Consider the following 21415-nt stretch of genomic DNA (forward strand, 5'->3'; position numbering starts at 1 on the left):
TTATAATTTGGCTTGCCATTTATCAGTCCAAACCAAATCGTTATAAGAACCTTTAAAAGTGCTCAATCCCATAATTTTATCGACCGTTTGTTTAATACTTTCAGGGTTAGAATGATAAGCGTTTATATAAGCTTTCACCATCGTTGCATCATGTAAGTGTGTTGTGAAGTTTAAAGAAACAAATACCGTTGGCACTTCATGTACATACCAAGGGATTTCATTGCTCATAGCAGTACCCCATTTGATTCGGTAGTTATTTTCAGCAGCGTAACCAATAATATTAGCAAAGACAAGTGCTGCATCAACGTCCTCACGATAAGATAAAGTTTTACCTTTAACACGTGTAGAACCATCATTTAAAGTAACATTAAAACCTCTTGATTCAAGTTCTTTAATAATGTCTTCAGGCACATTATTAGCAGATTTATAAATGCCATCTTTTTCACCTTCAATTACATAAAGACGAATGTTTTTATGTGTTTCTGGACGAATCGGTAATTGATCTAAAGTGTTTTTTACTAGTGTAATACCTAAATCAGCAGCTTCAGCACGCATATCTAAATGTTCTTGACAGCCGATAACTTGCAAGTCTTCTTTAGCGCGAATGATTGTTCCATCTACTTGTTTTTTGTGTAAATTCAATTGTGCTTTAAGTCCTAAGATACGACGAACAGCATCATCTAAACGTTCATCTGTGATGATACCATTATTATATCCATTTAGCATAAATTGATAATCTTCTTCTAAATCATTGAAGAATAGGAACATATCACATCCAGCAGCAATTGAAAGAGGTACGTAATCTTCACGACGCATAGCAGCAGTCATTCCTAACATATGACTAGCATCTGTAACGACTAAGCCATTAAAATGCATATCGTCTTTAAGTAAATCAGTGATAAGTTCTTTTGATAATGTTGCTGGCAAAATATCTTTATCTTCTAGGTTTGAGTTTAACTTTTTAGAATAAGCAGGCTGTGCGATATGACCAGCCATAATCATTTGTACACCACGATCAATATGATGTTGATAAACTTTACGGAAACTATTGTCCCATTCTTCTGTAGATAATTCGTTTACACCTAACACTAAATGTTGATCACGTTCTTCTGTACCATCTCCAGGGAAATGTTTAATACATGTAATCATGTCATGTTCTGAATTGAAACCATCAATAAAAGCACTAGAATATTTGATAACTGTTTGTGCCTCTGTACCGTATGAGCGTGTATTTACGATAGTATTGCGCCAGTTCTTAAGAATATCAACACAAGGATCAAAATTGATATGAACACCTAATGCTGAAGCCTCACGTGCAGAAACGAGTCCAGCATTGTATGCGACCTTAGTATCTTGTGCAGCTTCACATTGTGCTGCACTCGCAATATAAGTCCCATCTTTACATGCGCCATTACCTCCAGAATCACAGTTAGCTGCAACAAGTACAGGAACCTTTGTATTTTGTTGTAAGTCATTGAGTAATCTTTGTACATCAACTTTATTACCGCCTTCGTAACGTGCGCCACCAATATGATAACGTTCTAAAACTTCTTTATTACTCAAATCTGCATCGTGGAATTTTTTTCCATCTTCTAATGAAAATAAATTGAAAAAGAGTTGGCCAATTTTTTCTTCATTTGATAAATCTTTTAGTGTTTCTTCAACCCAAGCAATTTGTGTGTCGTCTAAATTATAAGGTGATGTTTTTAGGTTTACTTTTACCATTAATTATTTCGCTCCTTCAAAATTATTATAAAATATAGAAATTAAAGAAGATTGGATTTCTTGATTGAAACGACCTTCTCTGAATAGTTTTAAGTATTTATTGTGAAAATCTAACCATGACTGATCTTCGTGGCCAGCAAGGATAGGATAAAAATACAAATCATGCGTTTGAGCAGCTTCTAAGTCTCCTTTGGCATCACCTAGCATAATAATATCTTCTAAATTATAAAATGACTTTAATACTTCAAGACAATGCTCTTTCGTACCTGATTCTTGGGCGAACATACCACTCAAGTATGGTGTTAAGTGAAATGACTCCCACTCATGTTGAACGGCAGAAAGGTTGGCTGATGATACGATAGCTATATCTGCAAATGATGCGGCATCTTTTAAGGCGTTGTGTACGTGATTAAAAGGACCGATACTAGGAAGTTCTTTAATACGTGAATTGACTTTATGAGACCAAGATAAAGCTTTACGTAAACCAGATTGGCTTGGGTTGTCTTCGATAGCTTCTTCAAGACTAGGATTTGAAAAAGACTGGGTAGTTTGTACCCATTGTTTTATGTCGTCATATCCTTTAATGTCTAAACCCTCTGCAACAAGTTCTTCTAACATTTTTTCAAGACCTCTAAAACGGTTGATGCCTCTGGTTATTTCATAAAGGTTGAATGCATTCCATCGTTCTAAGATTCTTTCTGACTCATCTTCGAGGTGCCATTCTTCGACAAGCGCTGGACCAAAAGCTCGTTCATGTTTAATAGTCATAGAATCAATGGCACATCCATCTGAATCGACGCAAATGAGTTTATTATATTTAGCTTTATAGTGTGATAAAGATTGAATCATTTTAAAATTCCTCTCCCTTAAGTTTTAAATAAAGTGATTATCATAATGTCTTTTAAAATCTTAATTGAGTTGAGTAGCGTAAAAGACGATTGAAATTATTGTTCTATATAAAGCAGATAATCCATATGATAAAGCGCTTTCTTTACACTATTAAAGTTAGCATTTCGAATTCAAAAAAACTACAGAATAATCTTTGATTATGTGATTTTATTCACAAAATAGCTATTTTAGGATAATTTATTTCTAAAAATGTCAATAAGTTTATAAAAAGGAGCTTATATTTCAATAATTCAAATGATTAACTACGCCGCTACAAATTTGCACACTATTTAATTTTTATATCTTTTGAATTTTGAGATACTAGTATTGTTTGTACATCTATCAAGTGATTTCAAACGATTCTAATGCAAATGATATAGTGACACTATTTAGACATATTTTTATTGTAATTGACTGGAAATAAATAAAAAATATAATGAAAGTGAGTTGAGTATGAGATTTTAATCAGAAAAAGGAAGATGATAATGAATAAAATGAGAACTTTACAACAACTACAAGAAAATTATTTGGTTGCGGTTGTAAGAGGTAATACGGAGGATGATGCATGGCAAAAATGTAAACAAATTATTGAAGGTGGCATACTAAATATTGAAGTTACATTCACGACACCACATTCAGAAACAGTAATAAAATCTTTGAGTCAGAAATATAAGAAGGATGTTTTAATTGGTGCCGGGACAGTTATGGATGCTACTACAGCACGTATCGCAATTATGAATGGAGCAAACTTTATTGTGAGTCCTCATTTTGATGCACAAATAGCAATGATGTGTAATTTATATACGATACCTTATTTGCCAGGATGTAGTTCAGTTACGGAAATAACGACTGCTTTGCAACATGGAGTTGATGTAGTGAAGTTATTTCCAGGAGATGGCTTAGGAGCAGATTTTATAAAAAATATACATGGACCGATACCACAAGTAGAAATGATGCCTTCAGGCGGCGTATCTATAGAAAATATGCATGAATGGTATGAAAAGGGGGCGTTCGCCATAGGTATTGGTAGTGCATTAACCAAAGGTGCTCAAGATGGAACAGATCGAATTATTGTAGAACAGACTCGTGCATTTGTGGAAAGATTTAAAAATATCAAAGCTTAACATTTTAACTTTGATAACTGGTAATTCTCATAATTTAAGTGAATATTATAACACTACTAATTGTTGTATTAACAAACAGTATAGGTATTAAGAGCCATAAAAAATTTTCGCGCTTTTAGAAAGCGTTTACATTCATCCTTGTAATTACAACGATAAAGACAGTTATATTTACAAAGTTTTAATGCTTAAGTAAATGTTTAGGGAACATCAAACGTTAGAAAGAGGTCATCTTATGGTTTCAATGTCAGCGAAGAAAAAACAAACCAAGCAAGAAAAATTTGACGATATTAGTACACCAAAATTAAAATTCAAAGAAAAATTATCATACGGTTTAGGTGATTTAGGTAACGGTATGATGTTTGATATGGGACAAATATATTTATTAAAATTCTTTACGGATATACTAGGTATTTCCGCTTTTTATGGTGGGCTGGTATTTCTTGTATCAAAAATATTTGATGCTTTTGTAGATACTGGTGTAGGTACTTATGTGGATTCGAGAACGAATATTGGTAAACGTGGTAAATTTAGACCGTTTATTTTATATGGTACAGTACCACTTGCGATTTGTACGGTTTTATCTTTTATTGCACCAAATTTAGACCAAACTGGTAAAATCATTTGGGCATTTGCAACGTATATGTTATTTAATGCGGCATATTCAGTTGTGAATATACCTTATGGCTCACTTTCTGCGTCTATGACTGTTAATGCTGAAGACAGAACGCAGTTATCAGTATATAGAAATTTAGGGTCACAAGCGGCATTATTTGTGGCAGGTATTGTGGTCATACCGTTAGTTAATCAGTTTCCGAATCAGGCAGTTGGATATCCTGTTGCAGTAGCATTATTAGCTATTGTCGGCGTTATTCTACATTTAATTTGTTATAAAAATGTTAAAGAAAGACACGTGATACAACGTCCTAAGACAAAAGGTATGGGTAAAAAAGCTTTTGTGAGCCTATTGAAAAATGGGGCATTTGCAATATTAGCAATTTATACATTATTAACAATTATGTCGATGTTTTTAAAACAGTCATCTCAATTATATTACTTCGAATATGTTATGGATGCACCTAATTTAGTTGGTCTTGTGAGTACTTTAAACTTTGTTGTGCTTATTCCAGCACTTTATATAACAACGTTGTTAAGTAAAAAGGTAGGAAAAAAGATGACAGCTATTATAGGTATAGCAGGATTCGTATTGTGTGAAATATTAAACTTTGCACTTTTTGGAGATCATATAACAACATTTTTAATAGTAAATACAATTTCTTCATTCTTTTTAGTTATACCTAATACAGTGACTTGGGCATTTATTGCTGATGTTGTTGAATATGGGCAATGGAAATCTGGAATACGGTCTGAAGGTATTACGTATTCAAGCTATAGTTTCACCCGTAAGATTTCACAAGCTTTGGCAGGTTTTATTCCTGGTCTTGCATTAACTATGATTGGTTATCAACCAAATGTTGCTCAGACTACGGAAACATTAGCAGGTCTTAAAATATTATTCTTTGCCGTGCCAGGTGTAGGATGTTTAATTGCGCTAATTATATTCTTAATTGGTTACCCACTAACAGATAAGCGTCATAAACAAATTGTTAAGGAACTAGCATTAAGAGAAGAAATATAAGGGAAAGGGCGTTTTCAGTCATGACACAATTTATCACTGATCATTTTATGTTACAAAATAAAAAAGCAGTTGTGTTATATAATAAATACGCAAAAGATATGCCGATTTATGATTATCATTGCCATTTAGACCCACAACAAATTAGTGAGAATACACACTTTGATAATATAACAACGTTGTGGCTAGGGGGAGATCATTATAAGTGGAGAGCAATGCGGGCACAAGGTATTGATGAATACTATATAACTGGTGATGCTTCACCTCGAGAAAAGTTTAAAAAATGGGCACTTACTTTGGAAAATTCAGTTGCAAATCCTCTATATCATTGGTCTCATTTAGAGTTAGCTATGTATTTTGATGTGCATGAAGTGTTAAACGAACACAATGCTGATCAAATTTATGATCAAGTTAACAGTTATTTACAGCGTCATAATATCACAGCACAATCTTTGATTACGCAATCAAATGTTAAGTTGATTTGTACTACAGATAGCCCTACAGATGATTTACGTTATCATGATAAATTGCATAAGCAAAAGGACTTCAAGACTAAGGTCTTACCTTCATTTAGACCAGATATTGCTTTTAAAGTTGGGGAAGAATGTTTTGTAGATTTTGTAGAAACATTAAGTGACTTAACACACTCTATTAGTAATGTAGATGATTTTATAGAAGCTATGAAAATACGAGTTAATTATTTCCATGACAAAGGTGGACGATTAGCAGACCATGGATTAAATACGATTGAATATCAGTCATATAATCACGTAGATATTGATGATATTTTCAAAAAAGCATTGAATAAACAGCAAGTAAGTAATAAAGCACATGCACAATTTCAAACATTCTTATTAAATGAATTAAGTAAGATTTATAATGAAAAAGGCTGGGTTATGCAAATTCATTTTGGTGCAATACGTAATAATAATACTGTGGCATTTGAACAATTAGGACCCGACGCTGGGTTTGATTCTATACGTGATCAACAAAATCTTGCTGAAAACTTGAATAGCTTGCTAAATATGATGGCTTCAGATCATCACTTACCAAAAACAATATTATACAATTTGAATCCGACATATAATGACATTGTAGGGACTACTATAGCAAATTTCCAAAACCAATCTCACATACAAAGTAAAGTACAACATGGTGCGGGATGGTGGTTTAACGATACAAAACGTGGCATGTTAAATCAAATGACATCATTGGCAGATCAAGGGTTATTGATGCATTTTGTTGGTATGTTAACAGACTCTAGAAGCTTTATTTCTTACTCAAGACATGATTATTTTAGAAGAATTCTGTGTACTTATATTGGTAGTTTGGTGGAGTTAGAAGAAATACCAGATGACCCAAGGTTATTAGAGAAGTTAATTAAAAATATTTGTTATTACAACGCTTATAATTACTTTAAATTGATTTAGAGAGGGGCGCCATTAGGAATGAAAATGACATTTAGATGGTATGGTAAAGATGATCCAATCAGTTTAGAATATATCAAGCAAATACCAAGTATGAAAGGTATTGTCAGCGCGATTTATGATACCGGTAGGCGAAGTGTGGCCATTAGATAAAATCCAAGAGTTAAAATCAGAAATTGAAAATGCTAATTTAGAACTATCGGTCATTGAGAGTGTACCCGTGCATGAAGATATCAAATTAGGGAAGGCAACGCGCGATAAATATATTGAAAATTATTGCCAAACGTTACGACATATTGGTCAGGTAGGTATTAAAGTAGTGTGCTATAACTTTATGCCAGTATTTGATTGGACGCGCTCACAGTTGGATTTTCCGTTAGTAGATGGTTCGACAGCACTAATATATGATGAAGAAGCAATTGCTAAAATGGATCCACTAAAAGGTGAACTCTCGCTACCGGGGTGGGATTCAAGTTATACGCAAGAAGATTTAGCAACGCTCTTTGCAGATTACAAAACTATTGATAAAGAAAGGTTATGGGAGAATTTAAGTTACTTTATTAATAAAGTAATACTTGTTGCAGAAGAAGCGGATGAATTGATGGCAATACACCCAGATGATCCACCTTGGAGTATATTTGGGTTACCCAGAATTATTACAAATAGAGAAAATCTAGAAAGGTTCATTCGCTTACACCCGTCTAAGTATAATGGTTTGACTATGTGTTCAGGTTCTTTGGGTTCGGATAAGTATAACAATTTTCCAGAAATGTTAGCATATTTTGGCCAAAAAGGACGAGTACATTTTGTCCATGCACGTAATGTGAAATTAGTTGGAAATAAGTCATTCCAAGAAGCTGCACATTTATCAGAAGCAGGTTCTATCGATATGTATGAAGTTATAAAGGCATTGCATGACTTTGGTTACGAGGGACCGATTAGACCAGATCATGGACGTATGATTTGGGGAGAAACAGGTAAAGCAGGCTATGGTTTATATGATCGAGCATTAGGCGCAACCTACTTAAATGGTTTATATGAATCAATGGAAAAAAAATAGCTTAGCAAATAAGCGTCAGCTTCTATAAAGTATTCAATAATGATTATGGTGGATGACGATATGATGTTTGAGGTAAAGAGAGAAATGTCAAATATAAGATTTTAATAGAATAAGGAAAAAGAATAAAAGTGATGAATTTGTGAAAACAATCACAAAATGCTTTTAATTTGGTGGAACATAGATTATGATAAGGGTGTAGAAGATAAACAAAGCTTCTTAATAGAAAACTACGGAGTGATTATTTATGAGAAAAGTAATTGAAGCAGTTATTTTTTCAAACGAAAGTAGTTACGAAATTTATACGCACACAGGCGTAAACCAAGGTATTATTAATGACATTAAAGATGGATACAGAAGTATTGACTATATAGCTTACATCGATGCAGAGAAAATTTACAACTATGGTTTAAAGAAAGAGCTATTAGTTAACCAATAATACACTGTATACATCGATGTGAATTGAAGTTTAATAGTGTTTTAATATGCGCTTACAATAAAACCTATTAACTTCGTGTAAGTTTTTCTCCCCAGTGAAACTTTCATGATTTATTTAAACACCCTCACCCCCAGTATTAAGAAAAGCCTACGCATACTGTTTCTACAGTATGTGTAGGCTTTTTCTATATTGATTTAAAGGAAACCCTATTAAATAGTTAATCCTAAATATATGCCTTGAAATTATGTTTAACCGAATTAAAGTCATAAACGGAATTATACATACGCATGCGAATGTGATCTTGTGAAGCGTAAGGTATGCGTAAGTGATCATGTTGTTCTACATATCTACGGAATTCACGTTCTAATTGATTGCGATGATTTAAAGACATTTGAATCCACTCTTCTTGTTCAAACAATACTTCAAAACGAAAGTCAAAGTTATCTTTGGCCATAGATGCATGTAAATGATTGATTCTTTCATCAAAGTTCAAATTTAATCCCCCTTTAAACAAACGTTATTAAATTGATATACACCCATTATATACCCACATTAAATGGAAGTATAGGTAATGAATAATTGTTATAATTCAAAAATTTAATAAAAAATAAATTAACATGATAAAATAAGTAAAAATAGGGAAATAACCTTATACATAGTTAAATTGAAAGAGAAAGGAAGATATGGATGAGCGAGTTAAAAAATAAAGTTGCAATTGTTACAGGTGCGAGTAGTGGTATTGGCGCAAGTATTGCCGAAACATTATCACAACATGGCGTGAAAGTAGTATTAACAGGACGTAATGAAACACGTTTATCTGATGTAGCTAAACAACTTCGAGAAAATAGTCAGTCTGAAATTGATACACATATCGTCGATGTTACGCAAAAAGATGAAGTAGCCAAATTAGTAAAAGAGACTGAAAATAAATTTGGTCGAGTAGATATATTAGTGAATAGCGCTGGTTTAATGCTTTCTTCTGCAATTACAGATGGTGATGTTGAGGCATGGGAAAATATGATTGATGTCAACGTCAAAGGTACTTTATATGGCATTAATGCCGTTTTACCAATATTTTTAAATCAAACTACAGGACATATTATAAATATTGCTTCTATTTCTGGTTTTGAAGTTACAAAACAAAGTACCTTATATAGCGCATCTAAAGCAGCGGTACATACTATTACACAAGGGCTAGAAAAAGAATTAGCTAAAACAGGTGTAAGGGTTACAAGTATTTCACCTGGTATGGTAGACACACCACTAAGCGGTAATACTGATTGGGGTTCTCGTAAAAAGTTAGATCCGCAAGATATTGCCGAAGCTGTCGTTTATGCGTTACAACAACCTAGTCATGTCAATATCAATGAAGTTACGGTAAGACCAGTATAAAATATCACAGGTAAGTATTGTTTCACATATTTTGTACTTTGTTATCTGTTAATCATATGGGAGTGAGATGAAAATCAAATTATAAATATTGATTTTTGTCTCACTCTTAAAATTTATATTTTTGTACCTCTTTATATGAAAGAAGTGATAATAAATGTATTATAGACGATTAACTGAAAGTGACGTAAAGCAATATCGTAAGCTGCGTTTGAAATCATTGCAAACTGATCCGAAAGGTTTTGCATCTACTTACAAACGTGAGGTGGAATTCCCACTAAGTAAGTTTAAATCGCGAATTATATCTTCAGAAACTCAATTTACAATTGGTGCGTTTGATGACACTGCATTAGTTTGTATAGGTACTTTTTATAGCGAAACCTTAGAAAAGGTGAAGCATAAAGGCAACTTAGTGACGGTATACTGTGATCCATCTTATAGGCGACAAGGTATTGCCAGTTTATTGATACAAAAAATAATTAACGAGGCAAATGAACTAGGCTTTGTGAAAATAATTGTATTATGTGTACTATCTGAAAATGAAAGTGCTATTGCATTATATGAACAATTAGGATTTAAGCGTTATGGAACTGAGCCCAAAGCACTATTTGATGGTAGTAATTATTATGATGAAGATTTAATGTACATGGAATTATAATATATAGCAGTTGTAAATATTAAACTAAGGTGGGGGAAAATATGGAAACAGATTATATTATGGAGACAAACTTTATTATTGTAACAGAGCGATTATATTTAGTAAGACCTTCTCAAGAATATTTAACTGACTTACACAGTTTACATTCAGATCCGAGAACAAACATTTATAATCCAGCAGGGCCTCATCAAAGTATCGAAGAAACAGAAGAGATGCTTAAGTCATGGATTGAACATTGGTTTAAATACCGTTTTGGTTACGCATTAATGATAGAAAAAGCAAGCGGTCAAATGGTTGGTATGTGTGGTTTGACATATAAATCAATGTTAGGTGAAACATATCTTAATTTGGCTTATCGACTGAATCCAGAATATGCCCGAAAAGGTTTTACCAAAGAAGCATGTTTAGCAATCATAGATTATGTGAAAGAGGACATACAAGTGAACCATCAAATACTTGTACGCACAAAAAAAGACAACTTCCCATCTATTATGACTGCGCAATCGTTAGGATTTGAAAAAATAAGCAGTTATAACAATTATGAGGAAATGGGCGACATTTATCTGTTTGAGTGACGTCTGTTTATGACTATAAGATATGTGTTGGCGATGAGTTGTTACATAGTTCAACTTCCAATAATTGTAAACTTTTAGAAGGCCATCTGAGTAAGGCTAATGTGTATATCTCGATAACTCAATACTGATTACCTGAGCTAGCGCTCATGCATAAGTCCCACTAACTTTTAGAAGAGGAACACCTGAGTAGGAACTCATGTGTAAAAAGTGTAGTTAATGATTACCTGAGCTGGTGCTCATGCATAAGTCCCACTAACTCAATAAATTGAGAAGTGGGACTTTAAAGAAGTGGATCTTTATATAGAGTCGATTTATAGCCATTCTATAATTTCAATTCTATTGCCAAATGGGTCGTAAATATAAAAGCGATCAGCACCTTCAAGTTCATCTCCATATATAATTTCGACTTCTTGTAATTCAAGGTTTTTCCTTACTTCTGTTGCATTGTGTACTGCAAATGCAGGGTGTGCCTTTTTGGCTGGGCTAAAATTGTTTTCAACGCCAATATGAAGTTGTTGTTTACCGATTTGAAACCAGAGTCCACCTTTTAGTGTAAGGTTATCTGGTTTAGGTATTTCTTTAAAACCTAATTTTTCAGCATAAAAAGTTCTAGCTAAATCTTCTTGATTTGCTGGTGCTGCAACCTGAACATGATCAATTCCTATAAAGTGCTTTTGCATAATAACAACTCCTTTTGTAATTTATAGTATCAAAAGTGTAAAAATAAAACGACTATTACAATTTATGATATTGAAAAATGTAATGGAAGTACAATACTATGCAAAGGGTTAATATTTTGAAGAAATTATTATATTTCATGTTGTGTTTATTATTATTTTTAACGACTTGTGGCGATAATACTGAGTCTAAAGATGCAACTTCAACAGAAGGTAGCAAGATGAAAACATATACAACAGATGAAGGCAGCAAAATTAAAACCTGATTTAATCATTACATATAAAGAAAATAAGAATAACAAAAATTAACGAAAATTGCGCCAGCTGTTCCAATAAAGGTGCAGAACATGGATTATAAAGATACACATATAGAAATAGGTAAACTAGTGAATAAAGAAGCAAAAGCTAAAGAGCAAGCAAATAAATTATCGTCCAAATTGGCAAAAGATGGTGAAGCAATTAAAAAAGTAATCGGTAAAGATAAAACTTTTTCAATTATGGACATTCAAGCTAAAGATATTTATCAATTCGGCCCTAGATATGGTCAGGGCAGTGAAGCAATCTATGAAGGATTCAATTTAAAATAGAACCCTAAAGCTATAAAAGCTATGCCCAAAGAGAAATTCAATGCTTATTCAGGCAACTATTTATTACTCCCTACAAAAGGTGTGAAGAAACCTAATAATGATTTCGTAAAATCAAACACTTGGAAAAATAATCAAGCTGTACAAAACAATCATATAATTTATTATGATATGGATGAAGCGATATATGCAGATTTAATTTCTGCAGAAAAACAAGCAGAATTATTTAAAAAAGAGTTGTTGAAAGACAAATAAAAAAGGCGAGATGAATTTGGACTATCTAAATCTAATTAAAAAAATAGATTTTGTTCCAAATTCATCTCGTCTTTGTATTTAAGATATTATTACCAATGATTAATATCTGTGCGTTCCCCTTTGAAATTATTAGCGGTTTTATGACGTTGAGCGAGAACTTGTTCCACGTCGTCAAATTTTATATCTAAGGCGTGTAATAACACAAATAGATGATACATTAAATCAGCAGTTTCATTCGTTACTTCTTCGCGATCATTTTTCATTGCACCTATAACAACTTCAAATGATTCTTCACCGAATTTTTTTGTGATTTTTTCTAGTCCTTCATTCAATAAATACTGCGTATATGAGTTTTCTTTATTAGATTTGGCACTAGTTGTTACAGTTTGCTCTAGTTGTTGCACGTTGAAAGGCGTAGGTGTGTTAAAGCAACTTTGACTACCTGTATGGCATGTTGGCCCATTTGGTACAACATCGATAAGGAGTGTATCTTGGTCGCAATCTAAATGGATATTCTTTACGATTTGAGTATTGCCAGATGTTTCTCCTTTTGTCCATAAACGATTTTTGGAACGTGAATAAAAACAAACAACGCCACTTGTGAGTGTTTGTTGATAAGCTGATTCATTCATGTAACCGAGCATTAGCACTTGTTTTGTATTAACATCTTGCAATATAGCTGGTAAAAGCCCTTTGCTAAAATCAGGTTGTTGTGTAGTCATCTAACTGGGATACCTCCTTGTGCCATTGTTTTTTTAATTTCATCTACAGTTGTTTCTTTATCATGTAAAATACTTGCGGCAAGACCGGCAGAAACATCAGTTTGCTTAAATAAATTAACAAAATGCTCTGGATTGCCACCGCCACCACTAGCTATAACTGGAATGTTCACAAGCTGTTCGATTTCATGCAAGTGAATGACATCGAACCCTTGTTTCATACCATCATGAGTCATACTTGTGATAAGTAACTCACCTGCACCTAAAGCTTCAACTTCTTGAACCCAGTCATAGACACGTTTATCAGTACGTTGCTTACCACCATGTGTATAGCAAAAATAGTCATTTAATTCACTATCATAATTACTATCAATAGCGATACAAATGCATTGGCTGCCAAATTTTTCACTAGCTTCTTTAATAAATGATGGATTTTTAAGTGCACTTGAATTCAATGATACTTTGTCAGCACCATGATTTAACAGTTGAGAAATATCATCAATAGTTGATATTCCACCACCGACAGTTAATGGTATAAATAGTTTATCTGCAGTTTCTTCAATAACATCGAGTACTAGGTCATGACCCGCTTCAGTACGTGAAATATCTAAAAAAACTAATTCATCAGCGCCTTGCTCGTTATAATACAGTGCATATTCGACTGGGTTACCAATATCTCTTAATCCTTTAAATTGTATGCCTTTAACGACGCGTCCATCTTTAACATCTAAACAAGGAATGATTCTTTTTTTAATCATGACAAGCCCTCCCAAAAAGTAGGGTTATGGGCAGCTTTACCCACGATAGCTGCAGAGACACCAAGGGATTCTAATTTTTCTAAATCTTGTTGATGACGAATACCACCAGAAGCTACGACAGGTTTTTGAGTTGCGTTGACTAATTGTCCAGTAATTTCAAAATTAGGGCCTTCTAGTCGCCCATCTTTCGAAATATCTGTGTAGATGATGCCCCCAATTGGTAAAGACTCAATTTTTTCAATTAGCTCAAATAAATCTAGTTCAGCATCTTGTTCCCAACCGTTTATTTTTACTTCTCGTCTATAGGCATCTACTGATAGGTATAAACGATTAGGAAATTGGTGTGCCATTTCGGCTAACCATTCTAAATCTTGAATGCCTTTGGTACCGATAATACAATAATTAATACCATCGTTAAAATAAGCTTCAATTGTTTTTACACTTCTAATACCACCACCAACTTCTATAGGTTTATCAGTTAGGGTACGTAAGTCTTTAATATAGTCTTGTTCAATAGATGACTGTTGTTTAGCACCGATTAAATCTACTATATGAATACGATCTACACAATTGTATTGATTATAAAATTGAATACTTTCTTCAGCGCTACGGGACATTTTTTCTTCTGAATCATATTTACCCTCAGTAAGACGTACACTTGTTGCATTTATTAAATCAATGGCTGGCCATAGTTTGATCATTTAGGAATCCACCTTTCAGTGCTTGATTGAGTATTGCTAAGCCATCATCGCCACTCTTTTCAGGGTGGAATTGGATGCCTATATAATTTTTAAATTGTACAATTGCAGGGACTTGTGTGCCATATTCGGCAAATGCTACAACATATTTTGACATTTCTGCTTGATAAGAATGTACAAAATAGACATCTTGAGAAAGTGTTGGTTGATTACTAATTAGATTGTTCCAACCTAAGTGAGGTACTGGATAGGGCGTTTCAATTGGTATAATACGACCAGGAATTAGTTTTAAACCAGATACATCACCTTCGGCACTCCATTCATATAGCAGTTGCATACCAAGACAAATACCAATCACAGGTTTGTTTGTAACAGATTGCAAAACTTCCACCAAACCTCGTGATTGAATCGCTTGCATGGCATCTTTAAAGTGACCGACGCCAGGTAGAATAATCATATCAGCAGCTTCAATATCTTTTGGATCATCTGTTAATTTAGATTCATAACCAAGATGATTGATTGCACGTTGTACATTTTTTATGTTGCCTAAACCGTAATCAATAAGGGCAATCATTCTATCACACCCTTAGATGACGGCGTGCCTTCGATGTCATTGCTTGATAGAGATTCTTTAAGTGCACGCGCAAAAGATTTGAAGATTCCTTCTATTTCATGGTGCGTATTACCACCACGTATTAAATCAATATGCGTTGTTAAGCGGGCATTAATGACTAATGCACGGAAGAATTCTTCTACTAATTCCGTATCAAAAGTGCCTACCTTTTCACGACTTAAATGCGCATTAAATGAAAGGAAAGGACGTCCACTAATATCAACGACCGTACGTGCTAATGTTTCATCCATAGGGATATAACTTACGCCATAACGTTGAAAGGATTTTCTTTCTCGAGTCATTTCTAACAACAATTGACCTAAAACAATACCAATATCTTCTGTGACGTGGTGATCGTCTACTTCTGTATCACCATTTGCTTCGATAGTAATAGATAGGTTGCTATGGAAGGTGAAGAGGGTCAACATATGATCTAGAAAACCCACGCCAGTGTTGATTTTGCTTGGGCGATTGTCATCTGCAAGTGAGATAGATAATTGTGTTTCAGCAGTGTTACGTGTTTTTTGATAAATCATATTGAGACCTCCAAGTTTTAATAATTTCTTCTAAGTCATCCAATTGTGAATCTGTCGCAATAGAGTAACGCACATAGTCATTCATTTCTGGCTCATCATACAATCTAGGTAAAAAACCATGTGATTGAATATATTGGCCTAAATTTTGTGCAGCTGCTCCTTTAGTAAGTACAAAATTTGTATATGATGGAAAGACGACCATAACATCTGCAACGTAATCGTTAAATAAGTTTCTTAATCTAAGTGCTAATTGGCGTTGATGATCAATAAATTGTTTGGTTTTTTCTGGATGTTCAAACATATATAAAGCGATGTGTAGCGTAAGCGTATTTAATGGATAGGGATGCTCAATACTCTGTATATGTTGAATTGTCTCAGGTGTACCAATTAGAACGCCTAATCTTAAGCCAGCGATACCGAACGCTTTTGATAAGGTACGCATTTGGAGTACGTGTGATTGCATATCAAACTTGTAAGCTTCACCGAAATCTAGGTATGCTTCATCTATTACGAAATAACCACCAATAGAGTTCATCTTGTCAGCTATAGCTTTTAAAAATGTTGTACCGTATTGTTTGCCAGATGGATTATGTGGATTGCTCATTATAAAAAATGCTGGCTGTACTTCCTCAATGCGTTGTAAAATCTGTTCAAGGTTAAATGTTAAATCGTCCTCAGCTTCCACAAATTCAATAGGACGATTTACTTGAGCGGCATAAGCCTGATACATGAAAAAATCTGGGTTAAGTGTTAATGCCGGACCCTCTGGCATGATTAACATCAATTTTTGAATCAGTTCATCAGATCCATTACCAGCTATGACTTGTTCAGCAGTATAGCCATAATAATTTGCATAAGCGGCTTTAAAGCGTTCATATTCATCATCTGGATAAAAGTTAAAGGATGCTTCTTGTATTATTGTAGCTAGTTGTGAATCTGTTAAAGGACGAAGTGGGCTTTCATTTTTGTTAATTCTTATCATCAATATGACCCCTTTGTTGTTCTAATTTCGATAGATTGTTCATGGTTATATAGTTGTTCAATATGAGCAAGCTCACGAGCAGGTTTTTCAATTTGATTGAAAGTATCTTGAGACAAATCTATGACCGAGTGACGCGTTAAAAAGTCATTCACTGATAAACCGTTCGTAAACCTTGCTGTTTGATTAGTAGGTAATACATGGCTTGGGCCAGCAACATAATCACCTATGACTTCTGGTGAATAATGACCTAAAAACAAAGCTCCTACATAACGTACATGATTTAAATAGTCTCGTGGTGAAGCGGTTTGAATTGACGCATGTTCAGGTGCGATTTGATTCATTAAATCGCAGGATTCTGTAAAGTCATCAACTGCAATCAAAAAATGATGATTAGCTAAACTTGCCTTTACGATAGATTGACGTTCAATACGAGTGAGCGTTTGTTGGATCTTTTGTTCAAGTTGTTGTAGGAGTGCCTTATCTTCACTGATAACAAATGTACGTGCTAATTCATCATGTTCAGCTTGCGCAAATACATCATATGTAATTGCATCTAAATCAGCAGTCTTATCAATGATTAAAGCAATTTCACTCGGGCCTGCAATTTGGTCTATACCCACTTGTCCAAAGAGGTATTTTTTCGCATAAGCAACATATTGATTGCCTGGGCCAACGATTTTATCTACTTTAGGTATCGTCTCAGTGCCATATGCAAGAGCAGCTATACTTTGTGCGCCACCAACTTGAAAAACATAATCAACGCCAGCAATATAACATGCTGCCAAAACGATATCAGGTAGACCGCCTGCTTGTGGTGGTGTTACAACTGTTATATTTTCGACACCAGCAACTTTCGCGAGTGTTGCAGTCATTAATACAGTTGAAGGATAGCTCGCTTTACCACCTGGTACATAAACACCAACGCGTTCTAATGGATGATACATTTCATAACATTCAGTAGAACCTTGTTGGTCTGTCCATTTGATAGATTTTTGATAAGTTTCAATACGAGCATGACTATGTTGTAAAGCTTCTCGTAAATTATTGTCTAAGCGATGAAAGGCTGCTTCCAACTCTGAGAATGGAATTGCTAATTGAGGTGTATCTACTTTGTCTAACTCTTTATTATATGCTTTAAGCGCTTGATCACCTTCTGATTTAACTCTTTCACAAATCTCTTTAACCAATGGATACAAATCCTCGTTTAAAGAGGATTGATCTAAATAGTCATTTAAAAATGTTTCTTTATTTATAATCAATGAGTGACACCTCCAAGGTTTGAATTAAATCATCAATTTCTGTTGATTTTTTAAAGTAAGATTGCTTGTTGGTAATAAGTTTTGCATTTATATTCTTAATGGTATCTTTTTCAACTAATCCGTTAGATTTTAACGTTGTGCCGGTTTGGACGATATCGACGATGCCATCTACCATATCAACTAAACAAGCTAACTCGATAGAACCAGATAATTTTACGAGTTCTACATCAAGTCCTTGTGATTCAAAATATTTACGTGCTGTTTTCATATATGAAGTAGCAACTTTAGTGAAATTAGTTGTTTCTGGTTTAGAGGCTAAAGCAAAGTGACAATTGCCAAATGGTAAGTCCAGAAGGTTATTGATTGTATAATTACTTTCCTCCAGCACATCACTTCCGACAATACCTACATCTGCTACACCTTGTTCTACATAGATAGGGACATCACTACCTTTAACTAATACAAATTGGATAGAACCAACAGTAATTAATAATTGACGTTCTCTCTGTTCTAACGCTTGCGCATATGATTGTTCATTTATGTCATTTAAATAAGCAATAAAGCTTTTTAATAATCTTCCTTTTGCTAAAGCTACTGTAAGCATGTGTGTCGCTCCTTTTTTTATAAAATAAACCCGAGTCCAAATCCTTCTAAATCACCTTTGTAAAAACCACCAGTTAGTTGTTGATTTTTATTTTCTTTAAGGTGACATCTCATAAATGCGCCTTTATAATATGAGCGAGGTGGCTGAGGTGTAATATCTAGATGTATATCGCTAATACCAAGTGACTTGAACCACTGATCCCAACGTCTTAACGCTTGAATAGTACGATGATCGTGTTGGAATAGTTGACTTAATAGATCTAGTTGCTCTGTCGTTTTAGTAGTTAATAATTGAACGATTGGATGAGCGATACCAAGTTGCGAAGTAAGCTCTGAAATATTGCGTTCTTGAACAAGTTTTAGAATCTCGTTAGTTTGTTCTTTAGTCGTTAAAAGTAGGTCAATAAGTTGGTAATGACCTAAAATAACAAAATCTATCTCATCGTTAAGTGAGTTTTTTATAAATTCATAAAAAGTCATAAAGTCATCTTGCATGTTTGTAATGGTAGGGTTGTAGTGTTCTATACCTAATTGAGTATAGACTTCATTATCACGCACAATAGGCCCTGAATATGCTACATTGCTTAACTGCCGTGGATAACTACTATAATAACGCAATAATTGATCAGTAAAATCATTGCGTAGCGCAAAGATATGATGGTCATGTTGCCAGAAACTACGCTCTGTCATTTGTTGAAGGTCGTCTTTTGTAAGTGTTTGCCATGACAGAGATTCTATAAAGCTGAAATCAACAAGTTTAAATCCAGCTTGTTGAAAATGCTTTAAAAATGCGAGTTCAATTTCTTTGTTTTTGATAAGTGTTGTAGCATTCATAATATAACCATCCTTTACATATACTTTGTTTCTCTACCGAACTAAAGTGAATTGATAAAGAACACTTTAACATAGATATTTTTGTAATTCAATAAATATTCTGAAAATAATTGGTGGAGTTAATAGTAGTCATCTTAAAATATACACATGATACATTTTAATAAATAATAAAACTAAAGTCCGAGGCATAAATAGATGTCTCGGACTTAGTATGTTTAGTCATCATTAACTAGGTGAGATAATAAAATTATTTTATTAAAAATTGTTTGCTATCCCACTTCGAACTTCTAAGTTTCAATATTAACAATAATAAAATTTAACTAAGGATGTAATTATTTGGAGTAGGTAATTTTTATATATTGTTGTAGCAAAGAGTGAAGTTAATATTGATTATTTTCAACTAAGTTCTTGCCATAATCTACGTAATTAAGCATTTCATCTTTAGGCACCATATTACCACCGGTTGCCCAAACGATATGGTTCGCATTTTCTACAGCAATTCCCTTATTAATCGCTGTTTGAGTTGCTGCATTTATACCAGCAAATCCAGAAGCTGCTGAAGGTTCAATGAATATGTGTTCCTTTTGGCTCAAAGTATATAAATATCGATACATTTGCTTATCTGATACAGTACATGCGCCATAAAGTAAGTTGTTCATTATTTGTCCAACGAGGCGAGAGGGACGTGATACTGCTAAACCGTCAGCATCTGTACGTCCATCCAAACCAATATCTGTGACAGCAATTTCATCATGAAGTTGTGTCATCATACCTAGTAACATGCATGGGGCATGCGTTGGTTCAACGAACACACAATAAACGTGATCACCAAAAATTTGATTTAAACCAAAAGCTACGCCACCGGGTCCACCACCAACTCCACATGGCAAATATACAAAGAGAGGATGCTCAGCATCAACTTGTATATTTTGTTCTCTAATTTGCGATTTTAATCTTAAAGCTGCTACGGCATAGCCTAAGAATAAATCGGCTGAGCCTTCATCATCTACGAAATGACATGTAGGATCATGTTCAGCAGCTTTCCTGCCTTTTGCAACAGCAAATTGATAATCAGATTGATGTTCAATAACTTCTACCCCACGGTCGCGCAATAAATCTTTTTTCCATTGACGTGCGTCGCTCGACATATGGACTGTTACACTGAATCCAAGTTTTGCACTTATAATACCAATACTTAAACCAAGATTTCCTGTTGAGCCAACAGCTACATTATATTGGCTAAATAGTGCCTGATACTTTGGTTCAGCTAAAATACTGTAGTTATCACTATAGTTTAAATCACCTTGATCCATTGCAATGGTTTCTGCTAACTTCAGTACTTCATAGATGCCACCACGTGCTTTTATAGAACCAGATATTGCAAGGTGGCTATCGCATTTAAGCCATAATTTTCCTATCTTAGTTTGAAAGTCTGATTTCGTTAAAGCGTCTTGCATAAATGGAATATGTTTTAAAGGTGATTCTATTAAGCCATCATTTTTCTCGGTTTCAGGAAAAACTACACGAATATAGTTGCTAAACCTTTCTAATCTTGCGGCAGCTTCTTTAATATCATTAATAGAAAAAGGGAAAGATCCTGGTTTTTGAAAATTTGGATTTTCCCAGAATAAAGGTTTATAGTCTTGTAACTTATTAATTAAAGGAAACGTTTGTTTCAATTGATTGAGAGTGGTCATAGTCATCCTCCTACAGTTCGAATTCATTCTCATATATATTATAGCAAAGTGTTTTTAATCATCGGTGTATAGACGCGGATGATTAAAAACTTACTAAATGATTAAGTATCTGAGAAACATTGTGAGCCATGTGAGAGAGCATGGTTTCAGTTAACAAATAGAAACAGAAGTGGCATAGAAACCACGATTTAATTTGATTTCTATGCCACTTTTATGAGCTTATTAGATGAGCAGTACCTGCTCATCTAATAAGTAAAACACTTTAGAGGCGTGACTTTAAAATAA

24 protein-coding genes and 1 pseudogene are annotated in these 21415 nt (G+C 34.0%); 11 read left to right on the forward strand and 14 right to left on the reverse strand.

From position 1 onward, the window contains the following. Together BTM19_RS06425 and BTM19_RS06430 are read right to left on the reverse strand one after the other, a co-directional pair. Positions 1-1725: a glycoside hydrolase family 3 protein gene (locus BTM19_RS06425; RefSeq protein WP_029378278.1), complete on the reverse strand. Its 1725-nt coding sequence runs from the start codon at positions 1723-1725 to the stop codon at positions 1-3. A gap of 3 nt (positions 1726-1728) precedes the next feature. Then, a complete protein-coding gene (locus tag BTM19_RS06430) occupies positions 1729-2574 on the reverse strand; it encodes an HAD hydrolase-like protein (protein WP_038679123.1) in 846 nt (281 codons plus the stop codon). Positions 2575-3098: 524 nt separating this feature from the next. Here BTM19_RS06430 and BTM19_RS06435 point away from each other — a divergent pair. From BTM19_RS06435 to BTM19_RS06455, 5 genes and pseudogenes are all read left to right on the forward strand, one after another. Then, entirely contained in the window at positions 3099-3737 is a 639-nt protein-coding gene (locus tag BTM19_RS06435) for a bifunctional 2-keto-4-hydroxyglutarate aldolase/2-keto-3-deoxy-6-phosphogluconate aldolase (RefSeq protein ID WP_099265794.1), read from the forward strand. A 241-nt stretch (positions 3738-3978) separates the two neighbouring features. Further along, positions 3979-5373, forward strand: coding sequence for an MFS transporter (locus BTM19_RS06440; RefSeq protein ID WP_228064947.1), 1395 nt, complete (start codon positions 3979-3981; stop codon positions 5371-5373). A gap of 20 nt (positions 5374-5393) precedes the next feature. After that, the gene (gene uxaC, locus BTM19_RS06445) at positions 5394-6800 is read left to right on the forward strand and encodes a glucuronate isomerase (protein ID WP_029378282.1); all 1407 of its coding nucleotides are present in this window, start codon (positions 5394-5396) and stop codon (positions 6798-6800) included. 24 nt (positions 6801-6824) lie between these two features. Then, positions 6825-7857: pseudogene (locus tag BTM19_RS06450) on the forward strand (mannonate dehydratase). A gap of 244 nt (positions 7858-8101) precedes the next feature. Beyond that, positions 8102-8293, forward strand: a complete 192-nt coding sequence (locus tag BTM19_RS06455) for a hypothetical protein (protein ID WP_029378284.1) — start codon at positions 8102-8104, stop codon at positions 8291-8293. A gap of 223 nt (positions 8294-8516) precedes the next feature. Here BTM19_RS06455 and BTM19_RS06460 read toward each other — a convergent pair whose 3' ends face one another. Further along, positions 8517-8786: a DUF1413 domain-containing protein gene (locus BTM19_RS06460; RefSeq protein ID WP_029378285.1), complete on the reverse strand. Its 270-nt coding sequence runs from the start codon at positions 8784-8786 to the stop codon at positions 8517-8519. Between the two features lie 194 nt (positions 8787-8980). Between BTM19_RS06460 and BTM19_RS06465 the strand changes: the two genes are divergently transcribed. From BTM19_RS06465 to BTM19_RS06475, 3 genes are all read left to right on the forward strand, one after another. Beyond that, positions 8981-9685, forward strand: a complete 705-nt coding sequence (locus BTM19_RS06465) for an SDR family oxidoreductase (RefSeq protein WP_029378286.1) — start codon at positions 8981-8983, stop codon at positions 9683-9685. A 154-nt stretch (positions 9686-9839) separates the two neighbouring features. Then, positions 9840-10340 (forward strand): GNAT family N-acetyltransferase, encoded by a 501-nt coding sequence (locus BTM19_RS06470; protein ID WP_058625692.1) that lies wholly within the window; start codon positions 9840-9842, stop codon positions 10338-10340. Between the two features lie 41 nt (positions 10341-10381). Further along, positions 10382-10915 carry a GNAT family N-acetyltransferase gene (locus BTM19_RS06475; protein ID WP_029378288.1) on the forward strand — a complete coding sequence of 178 codons (534 nt, stop codon included), beginning with the start codon at positions 10382-10384 and terminating at the stop codon, positions 10913-10915. Between the two features lie 311 nt (positions 10916-11226). On the opposite strand, the gene BTM19_RS06480 is transcribed toward BTM19_RS06475, so the two are convergent. Beyond that, the gene (locus BTM19_RS06480; protein WP_029378289.1) at positions 11227-11595 is read right to left on the reverse strand and encodes a VOC family protein; all 369 of its coding nucleotides are present in this window, start codon (positions 11593-11595) and stop codon (positions 11227-11229) included. Positions 11596-11711: 116 nt separating this feature from the next. Between BTM19_RS06480 and BTM19_RS13115 the strand changes: the two genes are divergently transcribed. The 3 genes from BTM19_RS13115 (at position 11712) to BTM19_RS13125 (ending at position 12431) form a co-directional block, all read left to right on the forward strand. Continuing rightward, a complete protein-coding gene (locus tag BTM19_RS13115; protein WP_228064943.1) occupies positions 11712-11858 on the forward strand; it encodes a hypothetical protein in 147 nt (48 codons plus the stop codon). 81 nt (positions 11859-11939) lie between these two features. After that, entirely contained in the window at positions 11940-12179 is a 240-nt protein-coding gene (locus BTM19_RS13120) for a TroA family protein (protein ID WP_029378290.1), read from the forward strand. Between the two features lie 21 nt (positions 12180-12200). After that, the gene (locus tag BTM19_RS13125; protein ID WP_081047818.1) at positions 12201-12431 is read left to right on the forward strand and encodes a TroA family protein; all 231 of its coding nucleotides are present in this window, start codon (positions 12201-12203) and stop codon (positions 12429-12431) included. Between the two features lie 89 nt (positions 12432-12520). Here BTM19_RS13125 and hisIE read toward each other — a convergent pair whose 3' ends face one another. From hisIE to BTM19_RS06535, 10 genes are all read right to left on the reverse strand, one after another. Next, positions 12521-13153, reverse strand: coding sequence for a bifunctional phosphoribosyl-AMP cyclohydrolase/phosphoribosyl-ATP diphosphatase HisIE (gene hisIE / locus BTM19_RS06490; protein WP_029378292.1), 633 nt, complete (start codon positions 13151-13153; stop codon positions 12521-12523). After that, a complete protein-coding gene (gene hisF / locus BTM19_RS06495; RefSeq protein ID WP_029378293.1) occupies positions 13150-13908 on the reverse strand; it encodes an imidazole glycerol phosphate synthase subunit HisF in 759 nt (252 codons plus the stop codon). Before hisF ends, hisIE begins: the two co-directional genes overlap by 4 nt. Then, positions 13905-14609: a 1-(5-phosphoribosyl)-5-((5-phosphoribosylamino)methylideneamino)imidazole-4-carboxamide isomerase gene (hisA, locus tag BTM19_RS06500; RefSeq protein ID WP_029378294.1), complete on the reverse strand. Its 705-nt coding sequence runs from the start codon at positions 14607-14609 to the stop codon at positions 13905-13907. Before hisA ends, hisF begins: the two co-directional genes overlap by 4 nt. Further along, positions 14584-15180: an imidazole glycerol phosphate synthase subunit HisH gene (gene hisH / locus BTM19_RS06505; RefSeq protein WP_029378295.1), complete on the reverse strand. Its 597-nt coding sequence runs from the start codon at positions 15178-15180 to the stop codon at positions 14584-14586. Before hisH ends, hisA begins: the two co-directional genes overlap by 26 nt. Next, the gene (gene hisB / locus BTM19_RS06510) at positions 15177-15755 is read right to left on the reverse strand and encodes an imidazoleglycerol-phosphate dehydratase HisB (protein WP_017723145.1); all 579 of its coding nucleotides are present in this window, start codon (positions 15753-15755) and stop codon (positions 15177-15179) included. Before hisB ends, hisH begins: the two co-directional genes overlap by 4 nt. After that, on the reverse strand, positions 15733-16737 hold the full coding sequence (locus BTM19_RS06515; protein ID WP_058625690.1) for a pyridoxal phosphate-dependent aminotransferase: 1005 nt from the start codon (positions 16735-16737) through the stop codon (positions 15733-15735). Before BTM19_RS06515 ends, hisB begins: the two co-directional genes overlap by 23 nt. Next, positions 16737-17993 carry a histidinol dehydrogenase gene (gene hisD / locus BTM19_RS06520; RefSeq protein ID WP_029378297.1) on the reverse strand — a complete coding sequence of 419 codons (1257 nt, stop codon included), beginning with the start codon at positions 17991-17993 and terminating at the stop codon, positions 16737-16739. Before hisD ends, BTM19_RS06515 begins: the two co-directional genes overlap by 1 nt. Next, positions 17983-18600, reverse strand: coding sequence for an ATP phosphoribosyltransferase (gene hisG / locus BTM19_RS06525; protein WP_029378298.1), 618 nt, complete (start codon positions 18598-18600; stop codon positions 17983-17985). The genes hisD and hisG overlap by 11 nt, the downstream gene beginning before the upstream one ends. Positions 18601-18617: 17 nt before the next feature. Then, positions 18618-19433, reverse strand: coding sequence for an ATP phosphoribosyltransferase regulatory subunit (locus BTM19_RS06530; protein ID WP_037557181.1), 816 nt, complete (start codon positions 19431-19433; stop codon positions 18618-18620). Positions 19434-19813: 380 nt separating this feature from the next. Then, the gene (locus tag BTM19_RS06535; protein ID WP_038679117.1) at positions 19814-21130 is read right to left on the reverse strand and encodes a D-serine ammonia-lyase; all 1317 of its coding nucleotides are present in this window, start codon (positions 21128-21130) and stop codon (positions 19814-19816) included. Between the last annotated feature and the right edge of the window lie 285 nt (positions 21131-21415).

This window comes from Staphylococcus xylosus, assembly GCF_002732165.1.
Taxonomy (GTDB): domain Bacteria; phylum Bacillota; class Bacilli; order Staphylococcales; family Staphylococcaceae; genus Staphylococcus; species Staphylococcus xylosus.